Source organism: Variovorax sp. CCNWLW235, from assembly GCF_037204085.1.
Classification (GTDB): domain Bacteria; phylum Pseudomonadota; class Gammaproteobacteria; order Burkholderiales; family Burkholderiaceae_C; genus Variovorax.
In genome coordinates this window covers 27,197-38,998 of sequence record NZ_JBBCBW010000027.1, presented here as the reverse complement: position 1 = coordinate 38,998, position 11,802 = coordinate 27,197, and the positions used below count along the sequence as shown (strand labels likewise).

Sequence of the window (11,802 nt, the reverse complement as noted above, 5' to 3'; positions counted from 1 at the left end):
CCAATGAGAAGAAACAGATTCCTGCGCGGCCTGGCCGCCCTTTCGGCGACGGCAAGCCTCTCGCTCGGCTACGCGGCGCTGGCCACGGCCCAGAGCAACAGCAACAACTTTCCGAACCACGCCATCGAACTGCTGGTGCCCTACCAGCCGGGCGGCGGCACGGACGGCCTGGCTCGCGCGTTCTCCGAAGCGAGCCGCAAGCACACGTCGCAGAGCATCGTGATCGTCAACCGCCCCGGCGCCGGCGGTGCCATCGGCTGGACCGAGGTGATCAACTCCCGGCCCGACGGCTACAAGCTCGCGGTGCTGACGGTGGAGCTTCTCACGCTGCCGCACCTGGGCCTGGCCAAGTTCAACTACGACGACTTCCAGCCGATTGCGCAGCTCAATGCCGACCCGGCCGCCATCACCGTCAAGGCCGACGCGCCCTGGAACACGATCGAGGAGTTCCTGGCCGCGGCAAAGAAGTCGCCCGAGAGCGTTCGCGTCGGCAACTCGGGCAATGGTTCCATCTGGCACCTGGCCGCGGCAGCGCTGGAAGATAAGACCGGCACCAGGTTCGGCCACATTCCCTTCCAGGGCGCGGCACCCGCGGTGCTGGCATTGCTGGGTGGACACATCGAGGCGGTGGCGGTGAGCCCGGCCGAAGTGACGACGCATGTGCAGTCCGGCAAGCTCAAGGTGCTGATGGTCATGGCCGACAAGCGCGTGAAGGGCTTCGACAAGGTGCCCACCGCCAAGGAGCGTGGCATCGACCTGTCGATCGGCACCTGGCGCGGCCTTGGCGCGCCCAAGAACACGCCGCCCGAAGTGATGGCAAAGCTGCGCGAGATCACGGCCAAGACGGCGGCCGAGCCGCTCATGCATGAAGTGATGGACAAGCAGAACCTCGGCTATGTCTACACCGATGGCGCGGTGTTCAAGGAAACGCTGGCCAAGGACAACGCCTACTTCAAGGCGCTGATCGCCAAACTCAATATCAAGCCATGAACCGCAAGCCCACTCTTTGCACGCTGCGTGGCGCGGTTGCGCTGCTGTCGCTGGCTGCCGCGGGCCACGCCCTGGCGGGCACCTGGGTCTATGTGTCCAACGCCGACAGCCAGGAGGTCTCGGTGCTCGAACTCGACCGCTCGCTCGGCGTGCTCAAGCCGGTGCAGGCACTGAATGTCGGCGGCACCGTGATGCCGATGGCGGTGAGCCCCGACAAGCGCGTGCTGCATGCCGCGCTCCGTTCGCAGCCGTTCCGCGTGGTCAGCATGTCGATCGACCCGGCCACCGGCAAGCTGCAGAAAATCGGCGAAGCGCCCCTGGCCGACAGCATGGCCAACATCGATCTCGATGCAAGCGGCAAATGGCTCTTCGCGGCGTCCTACCAAGGCGGCAAGATCTCGGTCAACGCCATCGGCAAAGATGGTGCCGCGGGCGCAATCCAGCAGCTGGTGCAGACCGGGCCGAACGCGCACGCCGTCCACGCGGACGCGAGCAACCGCTTCGTGCTTGCAACCAGCTTGGGCGGCGACAACGTATCGAGCTGGCGCTTCGATGCGGACAAGGGCCTGCTGTCGGCCAACGATCCGCCGCTGACCATGTCCACCGCGAAGTCCGGCCCGCGCCACTTCGTCTGGGACAAGGCGCAACGCCGCGTCTACCTGCTGAACGAACTCGACGCGAGCCTGCACGTGTACGCCTGGGACGCCGCGCGCGGCACGCTCAAGCTGGAGCAGAGCACCACCACGCTGCCGCCCGGATTCACCGGCAAGCCGTGGGCGGCCGATCTGCACCTGACGCCCGACGGTCGCTTTCTGTATGCATCGGAACGCACGTCGAGCACGCTCTCGGCCTTCAGGGTGGACCCGTCCACCGGTCAGCTGAAGCCGCTCGGCCAGACACCGACCGAAAAAACGCCGCGCGGCTTCGCCATCGATTCGAGCGGCCGCTACCTGATTGCCGCCGGGCAGGAGTCGCACAGCGTTGCGCTGTACGCCATCGACCCGGCGACCGGCGCCCTGGGCAAGCCTTCGCGCATCAGCGTGGGCAAGAACCCGAACTGGATCGAAATCGTCGACACGCCGTGACGACGACCCGCAACATCATCAAAGGAGACCTCGCCATGCAACGCCGCACACTCATCCGCACCGCCCTCGCCTCTTCGATTGCCGTGGGCCTGCCCGCCTTCGCGCAGGGCACCGGCAACTGGCCCACAGGCAAGGCCATTACCTATCTCGTGCCGTTCCCTGCGGGCGGCACCACCGACGTGCTGGCCCGCCTGATCGGGCAGAAGCTCGGCACGGTGCTGGGCACGAGCGTGATCATCGACAACAAGGGCGGCGCCGGCGGCAGCGTGGGCTCCGAAATCGGCGCGCGCGCCGCACCCGACGGCTTCACGATGGTGGGCGGTACGATCAGCTCGCACGCAATCAACATCAGCCTGTACCCTAAGCTCGGCTACGACCCGCAGAAGTCGTTTGCGCCCGTCACGCTCATCGGCACCAACCCGCTGGTGCTGGTGGTGAACCAGGCGAGCCCCTACAAGACCTTGAAGGACGTGCTGGAAGCCAGCAAGACGAAGTCGGGCGGGCTTTCGTCGGCGTCCGCCGGCACGGGCACGTCGCAGCACCTGTCGCTCGAGCTGCTGGCGTTCAAGTCCGGCGTCAAGTTCACGCACATTCCGTACAAGGGCAGCGGCCCGGCCATCCAGGACGTGATCGGCGGCCAGGTCGACATGATGTTCGACACCAGCGTGGTGGCAGGCCCGCACGTGCAGAGCGGCAAGCTGCGCGCGATTGCCGTCACCTCTGCCAAGCGCCTGGCTTCGATGCCCGACGTGCCGACGGTTGCGGAGTCCGGCATTGCGGGCCTGCAGGACTTCGAGGTGCTGTCGTGGCAGGCGATCTTCGTGCCCGCGGGCACGCCGGCGCCCATCGTCGACCGGCTGCACACCGAGATCCGCAAGATTCTTGCAACGCCCGAAATGCAGGAGAAGCTCAAGGGCTTCGGCATGGAGCCCGCGGACCTGAGCACGGCAAAGATCGCGGCCTTCCAGAAATCCGAAGTCGAGAAGTGGGCCCAGGTGATCAAGGCGGCGGGCATCAAGGCGGATTGATTTCGCCCAGGGGGCCGGCGAGCCCCCTCCCCGCTTGCGCGCCCGGTGGGCCGGGTGCGCGATACAAGGGAAGCTTCCTACGTCCGGACGCCGGGGGCCTTTATAGAATGCCCCTCCGATTTGCATTCCAGGCCTGCCCGGCCATTCACACGTGTCCGACCGCTCAGCCGTACTGCACCAATACCTGTTTCCCAAGCAGGCACTGACAAATTTTGCCGGCTGGGTCGCAGGCAAGGAACGCGGCGCCGTCACCACGTGGATCATCCGGCGCTTCGTGGCCAAGTACGGTGTCGACATGGGCGAAGCGCTCGAGTCGGACATCAACCACTACAAGAGCTTCAACCAGTTTTTCACGCGCGCGCTCAAGCCGGGCGTGCGCCCCCTGGCCGACGCCGATCTGGTGTGCCCGGTGGACGGCGCAATCAGCCAGTTCGGCGCCATCGAGGGCGACCAGATCTTCCAGGCCAAGGGCCATAACTACACGACCACCGCGCTGGTCGGCGGCGACTCGACATTGGCGGCCCGCTTTGCGCACGGCAGCTTTGCCACGCTGTACCTGAGCCCGAGGGACTACCATCGCATTCACATGCCATGCGACGGCCGGCTGCTGCGCATGATCTACGTGCCCGGCGACCTGTTCTCGGTCAACCCCGCCACGGCGCGTGGCGTGCCCGGGCTGTTTGCGCGCAACGAGCGCGTGGTGTGCGTCTTCGAAACCGGGCGCGGCCCCTTCGTGCTGGTGCTGGTGGGTGCCACCATCGTCGGCAGCATGGCCACCGTGTGGCACGGCGTGGTCAATCCGCCGCGCGGCGGCGAGCTGCGCGAATGGAACTACGCCGACCAGGAGATCGTGCTCAAGAAGGGCGACGAGATGGGCCGCTTTTTGCTCGGCTCCACCGTGGTCATGCTGTTCCCGGCGCCCGCGCTGGTGTTCAACCCCGATTGGTCGCCCACCCGTGCCGTTCGCCTGGGCGAAGCCATGGCCGATTTTGTCAATTTGTGAGGCTTTGTCTCAGGGCCCGCATGCAGCATGCACCCGTAGCTATAAAACTAGTAGCATCCTGATCCTTGCGCTATAGTCGCCGACCAACGAGCGGCCATAGCAAGCCAACAAGAACGCGAGGCACCGGCCCTGCCACCAGGACCGATGGCCCGCCCAGCCCCGAGGAGATGATGTCGATGAGTACCAAGGAAAACGCAGCCATCAGCCAGCTGCTCGCACTGCTCGAAGCGCGCTATGCACTGCGCGTGCTCTGGGCGCTGCGCGACGGGCATGCGCAAACCTTCAGGCTGCTGCAGGACAGTGTCGGCGGCATCACTCCCAATACGCTCAATACGCGCATCAAGGAATTGCGCGAGGCCGGTCTCGTCAGCCATGGCGGCGACGGCTACAGCCTCACGGTGAGCGGACAAGACTTGCTCAAGCGGCTGTCCGACCTGCAGGCCTTTGCGGGCAAGTGGCAGCTGGGCCAGGTCAAGAAGGCCACGGCACCGGCGCCTGCCGCGCCTGCTTCATCGCCGGCCCCTGCCGTGCCTGCGGCACCCGCTGCTTCCGGCTCGGCGGAGTCTCCGGCGCCGGCACCGTCCTCCACGCCCTCCTCATCTACCCCGCCCGCCGACCCTGCCAATTGAGCAGGTCGGCAGGGCCGCGCGGGGCATCGGTAAACTTCTGGCCTTCGCTGGTCCATCCATTCATCATCCAAATTGACGCAAGGAGCGTTCACATGCCTACCACTCCCTCCGGCCTGCAATACGAAGACACCACCGTGGGCGACGGCGCCGAAGCCAAGGCCGGCCAACACGTGCACGTGCACTACACCGGCTGGCTCTACAACGACGGCGTGCAAGGCGCCAAATTCGATTCGAGCCGCGACCGCAACGACCCGTTCGCGTTTTCGCTGGGCGCGGGCCAGGTCATCAAGGGCTGGGACGAAGGCGTTGCCGGCATGAAGATCGGCGGCAAGCGCACGCTGATCATTCCCGCCTCGCTGGGCTATGGCGCACGCGGCGCCGGCGGCGTGATTCCTCCCAATGCCACGCTGAAGTTCGACGTCGAACTGCTCGACGCGCATTGATCGCAGCCTGCCCTTGGCACGAAGGCCCGGTTCCGGGCCTTTTTCATGCCTCCGCGGCCACTTAGGCCGCATTTTTTCGCTTGAAATGCCCCTGACCAGCCCCAAGTGGCTGGCTATCGTTTGTTTCCCGGCACACGCCGGTTCTTTGAAAAATGTCTGACCCGCAACAATCCGCACAGAATTCTCAAATGCTGCAAGGCGAGCCAAGCCCCGAAGAACTGGAGGCCGCACAGGCTGCCAACGAAGCCGAGGCACAAGACGCCTTGGTCGCGGCTCAGGGCGAGCTCGCCGCACTGCAGGCCAAGAATGCCGAACTGGCCGATCAATACCTGCGCGCGCAGGCCGACGTGCAGAACGCGCGCCGCCGTGCCGACGACGAGATCACCAAGGCGCGCAAGTTTGCGGTCGAAGCTTTTGCGGAGAGCCTGCTGCCCGTGACGGACAGCCTCGAAGCCGGCCTGGCCATCAAGGACGCCACGCCTGAACAGATTCGCGAAGGCGCCGAAGCCACGCTGCGCCAGCTGAAGAGCGCGCTCGAACGCAACAAGGTGATCGAGGTGGCTCCGGCCCCCGGCACCAAGTTCGACCCGCACCAGCACCAGGCCATCTCGGTGGTGCCCGCGCCCGACCAGGAGCCGAACACCGTGGTGAGCGTGCTGCAGAAGGGCTACACCATCAACGAGCGCGTGCTGCGCCCGGCGCTGGTCACGGTCAGCGCGCCCAACTAATCCGCTCTACCGATACACACGATTCCCACAGGAAATCCCCGCTTCATACCTTGAATCGCGCCGGGTTATCCACAAGTTCATAACAACATATTTTTCAGGCTTTCAGGAGTAAAGAACATGGCAAAGATCATCGGCATCGACCTCGGCACCACCAACTCGTGCGTGTCGATCATGGAAGGCAACACCACGCGTGTGATCGAGAACTCGGAAGGTGCGCGCACCACGCCGTCGATCGTGGCTTACCAGGAAGACGGCGAAGTGCTGGTCGGTGCCTCGGCCAAGCGCCAGGCGGTGACGAACCCCAAGAACACGCTCTACGCAATCAAGCGCCTGATCGGCCGCAAGTTCGAAGAAAAAGAAGTCCAGAAGGACATCGACCTGATGCCCTACACCATTGCCAAGGCCGAGAACGGCGACGCATGGGTGGAAGTGCGCGGCAAGAAGATGGCGCCCCAGCAAGTCAGCGCCGACATCCTTCGCAAGATGAAGAAGACCGCCGAAGACTACCTCGGCGAGGCGGTGACGGAAGCCGTGATCACGGTGCCGGCCTACTTCAACGACGCACAGCGCCAGGCCACCAAGGACGCCGGCCGCATCGCGGGCCTGGACGTCAAGCGCATCATCAACGAGCCCACGGCTGCGGCCCTGGCTTTCGGCCTGGACAAGCAGGACAAGGGCGACCGCAAGATTGCCGTGTATGACCTCGGCGGCGGTACCTTCGACGTGTCGATCATCGAAATTGCCGACGTGGACGGCGAGAAGCAGTTCGAAGTGCTGTCGACCAACGGCGACACCTTCCTGGGCGGCGAAGACTTCGACCAGCGCATCATCGACTACATCATTGCCGAGTTCAAGAAAGAGCAAGGCGTCGACCTGAGCAAGGACGTGCTGGCCCTGCAGCGCCTGAAGGAAGCGGCTGAAAAGGCCAAGATCGAGCTGTCGAACAGCGCGCAGACCGACATCAACCTGCCCTACATCACGGCCGACGCCTCGGGCCCGAAGCACCTGAACATCAAGCTCACGCGCGCCAAGCTCGAGAGCCTGGTCGACGAGTTGGTCGAGCGCACCATCGCGCCCTGCCGCCTGGCTATCAAGGACGCCGGCATCAGCGTGTCGGACATCAACGACGTGATCCTGGTCGGCGGCATGACCCGCATGCCCAAGGTGCAGGAAAAGGTGAAGGCCTTCTTCGGCAAGGAGCCGCGCAAGGACGTGAACCCCGATGAAGCCGTGGCCGTCGGCGCTGCCATCCAGGGCCAGGTGCTCTCGGGCGACCGCAAGGACGTGCTGCTGCTCGACGTGACCCCGCTGTCGCTGGGCATCGAGACCATGGGCGGCGTGATGACCAAGATGATCACGAAGAACACCACGATCCCGACGAAGTTCGCGCAGACCTTCTCCACGGCCGAGGACAACCAGCCGGCCGTGACCATCAAGGTGTTCCAGGGCGAGCGCGACATTGCCGCGGGCAACAAGCTGCTCGGCGAGTTCAACCTCGAGGGCATTCCGCCGGCAGCGCGCGGCACGCCGCAGATCGAGGTGAGCTTCGACATCGACGCCAACGGCATCCTGCACGTGGGCGCCAAGGACAAGGGCACCGGCAAGGAAAACAAGATCACCATCAAGGCGAACTCGGGCCTCTCGGAAGACGAGATCCAGAAGATGGTGAAGGACGCCGAGCTGAACGCGGCCGACGACAAGAAGAAGCTCGAGATCGTGCAGGCGCGCAACCAGGGCGAAGCCATGGTGCACAGCGTGAAGAAGTCGCTGGGCGAACACGGCGCGAGCCTCGACGCCGGCGAGAAGGAAAAGATCGAAGCCGCGATCAAGGACCTGGAAGAAGCCCTGAAGGGCGAGGACAAGGCCTCGATCGAGGAAAAGACCAACACGCTGATGACCGCAAGCCAGAAGCTCGGCGAAAAGATGTATGCCGAGGCGCAGGCCGCGGCAGGCGCCGCCGGCGGCCCGGGCGCTGCCGCTGGCCCGGAAGCTGCGAGCGCACCGGCCGATGACAACGTGGTCGACGCCGAAGTCAAGGAAGTCAAGAAGGACTGATCCTCAGTCTTTCGAACAAGGCTGGAATACCTGAGCGGGTGTTCCAGCCTTTCTCGCTTCAAGTTACGGCTTCACGCCCGCCCCGACCGAACCAGCCATGGCCACAAAACGCGACTATTACGAAACCCTCGGCGTTCCCAAGAACGCGAGCGAGGAAGAAATCAAGAAGGCTTATCGCAAGCTCGCGATGAAGCACCACCCCGACCGCAACCACGGCGACACCAGCAAGGACGCCGAGGCCAAGTTCAAGGAGGTGAAGGAAGCCTACGAAATGCTGTCGGACGGCCAGAAGCGCGCGGCCTACGACCAGTACGGCCACGCCGGCGTCGACCCGAACATGCGCGGCGGCCCGGGTGCAGAGGGCTTCGGCGGATTCGCGGAAGCGTTCGGCGACATCTTCGGCGACGTGTTCGGCGGCGGCCGCGGCCGTACCAGCGGCGGGCGCCAGGTGTTCCGCGGCAGCGACCTGAGCTACGCCATGGAGGTCACGCTTGAAGAGGCCGCAGAAGGCAAGGAAGCGCAGATCCGCATTCCAAGCTGGGATGACTGCGGCACCTGCCACGGCTCGGGCGCCAAGCCCGGCACCAAGCCCATCACCTGCACCACCTGCCACGGCGCCGGCGCCGTGCAAATGCGCCAGGGCTTCTTCAGCGTGCAGCAGACCTGCCCCACCTGCCACGGCAGCGGCAAGATCATTCCCGAGCCCTGCACGGTGTGCCACGGCCAGGGCAAGATCAAGAACAACAAGACGCTCGAGGTCAAGATCCCCGCGGGCATCGACGACGGCATGCGCATTCGCAGCACCGGCAACGGCGAGCCGGGCACCAATGGCGGGCCGCCCGGCGACCTGTACATCGAGATCCGCCTCAAGAAGCACGAGCTCTTCGAGCGCGACGGCGACGACCTGCACTGCGTGGTGCCCGTCAGCATGACCACGGCGGCGCTGGGCGGCGAGATCAGCGTGCCCACGCTCAAGGGCCCGGCCGCCATCGATATTCCCGACGGCACGCAAAGCGGCAAGCAGTTCCGCCTGCGCGGCAAGGGCATCAAGGGCGTGCGGTCGAGCTACCCGGGCGACCTGTATTGCCACGTGCGTGTCGAAACGCCGGTCAAGCTCACCGAGCACCAGCGCAAGCTGCTGAAGGAGCTTGATGAGTCGCTCAAGAAGGGCGGCGACAAGCACAGCCCCACCGACAAGGGCTGGCTCGACAAGGCCAAGGAATTCTTCAGCTGAAGAAGCTGGAGTAGCAAGAACAGGGGCCCATGCGGCCCCTGTCTTCGTTCATGCACGCGAACGGTGCCTGCCGACCTTGTTCGGTGCCGCGCACCATGAAGGCTCCCGCCAGAACCACGCCGACCAGTGTTTGGCGCGCGTTCCCACGCGGACATGCGCGACTTGCCCATCAAAAGATGGCGCGCAGATTGCTTTTATATATTTTTGGTTTGAGCAATAAACCCAAACAGCACATGGCGCGTTATTGTGATGTAACCGTTTTTGGGCCGCGGGGGGCTCAATAGGAGGTGCTTTCCCCGGAAAAGATGCAATGACTGCATAGGCCGATTGCCATAGGTATTTTCACTGGGCATCGGGATAGCACCGAGTCCGTTTGCCGAACCTTGGAATTTAGCTGGAATTGAGAAATGGTGCGGGTTTTTCTTGGGAACTTTACTCGGCACTGTGGTTCTGATTTAACAAACAATATTCCGGGTGCACTCTTTGCTTTATGCTGTTTGTGCAGATGTGATTAAGGGAGTTTTCCACGGCTTGCAGCCATGGGGCGGGCACACCTTTAAAAAGTTGCGACGCATTGCGGCTGCAGGCTTCGGGTTAATAAAACCCGCAGACTTGATGGAGGCGTGACCATGGATGTGATCAGCAACTTTGCCGCCCGCTACGAGCGCACCCGCGAGGAAGTCCTCTCGCTGCAGGACTACCTGGATATTTGCAAACGCGACCCCACAGCGTATGCCACTGCGTCCGAGCGGATGCTCAAGGCGATCGGCGAACCCGAGCTGGTCGACACGCGCAACGATCCCAGGCTTTCGCGAATCTTCGCGAACAAGGTCATCAAGATCTACCCCGCGTTCAAGGAGTTCTACGGCATGGAGGACGCCATCGAGCAGGTGGTGTCGTACTTCAGGCATGCCGCCCAGGGCCTCGAGGAAAAGAAGCAGATCCTCTACCTGCTGGGCCCCGTCGGTGGCGGCAAGAGCTCGATTGCCGAACGCCTGAAGCAGCTCATGGAGCATGTGCCCTTCTATGCCATCCAGGGTTCGCCGGTCAACGAAACGCCGCTCGGCCTTTTCGACACCGTGGAAGACGGCGAGATTCTTGAAAAAGAATACGGCATTCCGCGTCGCTACCTGAACCGCATCCTCTCGCCGTGGGCTGTCAAGCGCCTCGAAGAGTACGGCGGCGACATCCGCCAGTTCAAGGTGGTCAAGCGCTACCCTTCCGTGCTGCGCCAGATTGCAGTGGCCAAGACCGAGCCCGGCGACGAGAACAACCAGGACATCTCCTCGCTGGTCGGCAAGATCGACATCCGCAAGCTCGAAACCTACGCCCAGGACGACCCCGACGCCTACGCCTACTCGGGCGGCCTGTGCCTGGCCAACCAGGGGCTGCTCGAATTCGTGGAAATGTTCAAGGCACCCATCAAGGTGCTGCACCCGCTGCTCACCGCCACGCAGGAAGGCAACTTCAAGGGCACCGAAGGCTTCGGCGCCATTCCGTTCGACGGCATCGTGCTGGCGCACAGCAACGAGAGCGAGTGGAAAGCCTTCCGCAACAACAAGAACAACGAGGCTTTTCTCGACCGGATCTACATCGTCAAGATTCCCTACTGCCTGCGCGCGTCGGAAGAAATCAAGATCTACGAAAAGCTGGTGCGCAACTCATCCTTGGCCAAGGCGCCCTGCGCTCCCGGCACGCTGCGCATGATGGCCCAGCTCTCGGTGCTCACGCGGCTGAAGGAGCCCGAAAACTCCAGCATCTACAGCAAGATGCAGGTGTACGACGGCGAGAACCTCAAGGACACCGACCCCAAGGCCAAGTCGATCCAGGAATACCGCGACTATGCCGGGGTTGATGAAGGCATGAGCGGCGTATCGACCCGCTTTGCGTTCAAGATCATCTCCAAGGTGTTCAACTTCGACAGTTCCGAGGTGGCTGCCAACCCGGTGCACCTGATGTATGTGCTCGAGCAGCAGATCGAACGTGAGCAGTTTCCGCCGGAAACAGAACAGAAGTACATCAGCTACATCAAGGAGCTGCTGGCGCCGCGCTATGCCGAGTTCATCGGCAAGGAAATCCAGACGGCCTACCTGGAGAGCTACAGCGAATACGGCCAGAACATCTTCGACCGCTACGTCACCTATGCCGACTACTGGATCCAGGACCAGGAGTTCCGCGACGTGGACACCGGCGAGGTCTTCGACCGGGCTGCGCTCAACGCCGAACTCGAGAAGATCGAGCGGCCCGCGGGCATCGGCAATCCGAAGGACTTCCGCAACGAGATCGTCAACTTCGTGCTGCGTGCGCGTGCCGGCAACGCCGGGCGCAACCCCGCATGGACGAGTTACGAAAAACTGCGCGCCGTCATCGAGAAGAAGATGTTCTCCAACACCGAGGAACTCCTGCCGGTGATCAGCTTCAACACGAAGAGCAGTGCCGACGAACAGAAGAAGCACGAAGACTTCGTGACCCGCATGGTCGAAAAGGGCTATACGGCCAAGCAGGTTCGCCTGCTCTGCGAGTGGTACCTGCGGGTACGCAAGAGTTCATAGCGGTAGTCCATAGCGGCGAGGCCGGGGCCTCGCCCCCTTTTTGCAAGGAGCTTTG

Annotated in this window: 10 protein-coding genes; all 10 read left to right on the top strand. The window is 63.6% G+C overall.

All coding sequences use genetic code 11. From position 1 onward, the window contains the following. Positions 1–3: 3 nt before the first annotated feature. The 10 genes from V9L21_RS23075 (at position 4) to V9L21_RS23030 (ending at position 11,747) form a co-directional block, all read left to right on the top strand. Entirely contained in the window at positions 4–990 is a 987-nt protein-coding gene (locus V9L21_RS23075; protein ID WP_337315177.1) for a Bug family tripartite tricarboxylate transporter substrate binding protein, read from the top strand. Beyond that, positions 987–2,075 carry a lactonase family protein gene (locus tag V9L21_RS23070; protein ID WP_337315176.1) on the top strand — a complete coding sequence of 363 codons (1,089 nt, stop codon included), beginning with the start codon at positions 987–989 and terminating at the stop codon, positions 2,073–2,075. Before V9L21_RS23075 ends, V9L21_RS23070 begins: the two co-directional genes overlap by 4 nt. Positions 2,076–2,110: 35 nt before the next feature. After that, positions 2,111–3,103: a Bug family tripartite tricarboxylate transporter substrate binding protein gene (locus V9L21_RS23065; RefSeq protein WP_258505168.1), complete on the top strand. Its 993-nt coding sequence runs from the start codon at positions 2,111–2,113 to the stop codon at positions 3,101–3,103. A 151-nt stretch (positions 3,104–3,254) separates the two neighbouring features. Next, positions 3,255–4,106 carry an archaetidylserine decarboxylase gene (gene asd / locus V9L21_RS23060; RefSeq protein ID WP_258505166.1) on the top strand — a complete coding sequence of 284 codons (852 nt, stop codon included), beginning with the start codon at positions 3,255–3,257 and terminating at the stop codon, positions 4,104–4,106. 176 nt (positions 4,107–4,282) lie between these two features. Further along, positions 4,283–4,735 carry a winged helix-turn-helix transcriptional regulator gene (locus V9L21_RS23055; protein ID WP_337315175.1) on the top strand — a complete coding sequence of 151 codons (453 nt, stop codon included), beginning with the start codon at positions 4,283–4,285 and terminating at the stop codon, positions 4,733–4,735. 92 nt (positions 4,736–4,827) lie between these two features. Next, positions 4,828–5,178, top strand: a complete 351-nt coding sequence (locus tag V9L21_RS23050) for an FKBP-type peptidyl-prolyl cis-trans isomerase (RefSeq protein WP_012746856.1) — start codon at positions 4,828–4,830, stop codon at positions 5,176–5,178. 152 nt (positions 5,179–5,330) lie between these two features. Beyond that, entirely contained in the window at positions 5,331–5,906 is a 576-nt protein-coding gene (grpE, locus tag V9L21_RS23045) for a nucleotide exchange factor GrpE (protein ID WP_337315174.1), read from the top strand. Between the two features lie 117 nt (positions 5,907–6,023). Further along, on the top strand, positions 6,024–7,961 hold the full coding sequence (dnaK, locus tag V9L21_RS23040) for a molecular chaperone DnaK (protein ID WP_157613067.1): 1,938 nt from the start codon (positions 6,024–6,026) through the stop codon (positions 7,959–7,961). Positions 7,962–8,058: 97 nt separating this feature from the next. Beyond that, a complete protein-coding gene (gene dnaJ, locus V9L21_RS23035; protein ID WP_157613066.1) occupies positions 8,059–9,195 on the top strand; it encodes a molecular chaperone DnaJ in 1,137 nt (378 codons plus the stop codon). A gap of 629 nt (positions 9,196–9,824) precedes the next feature. Then, on the top strand, positions 9,825–11,747 hold the full coding sequence (locus V9L21_RS23030) for a PrkA family serine protein kinase (protein ID WP_337315173.1): 1,923 nt from the start codon (positions 9,825–9,827) through the stop codon (positions 11,745–11,747). Positions 11,748–11,802 lie beyond the last annotated feature (55 nt).

Coding starts and splice junctions, on each gene's coding strand:
- V9L21_RS23075 (WP_337315177.1), top strand. CDS start 4: ATGAGAAGAAACAGATTCCTGCGCGGCCTGGCCGCCCTTTCGGCGACG.
- V9L21_RS23070 (WP_337315176.1), top strand. CDS start 987: ATGAACCGCAAGCCCACTCTTTGCACGCTGCGTGGCGCGGTTGCGCTG.
- grpE (WP_337315174.1), top strand. CDS start 5,331: ATGTCTGACCCGCAACAATCCGCACAGAATTCTCAAATGCTGCAAGGC.
- V9L21_RS23050 (WP_012746856.1), top strand. CDS start 4,828: ATGCCTACCACTCCCTCCGGCCTGCAATACGAAGACACCACCGTGGGC.
- dnaK (WP_157613067.1), top strand. CDS start 6,024: ATGGCAAAGATCATCGGCATCGACCTCGGCACCACCAACTCGTGCGTG.
- V9L21_RS23065 (WP_258505168.1), top strand. CDS start 2,111: ATGCAACGCCGCACACTCATCCGCACCGCCCTCGCCTCTTCGATTGCC.
- dnaJ (WP_157613066.1), top strand. CDS start 8,059: ATGGCCACAAAACGCGACTATTACGAAACCCTCGGCGTTCCCAAGAAC.
- V9L21_RS23030 (WP_337315173.1), top strand. CDS start 9,825: ATGGATGTGATCAGCAACTTTGCCGCCCGCTACGAGCGCACCCGCGAG.
- V9L21_RS23055 (WP_337315175.1), top strand. CDS start 4,283: ATGAGTACCAAGGAAAACGCAGCCATCAGCCAGCTGCTCGCACTGCTC.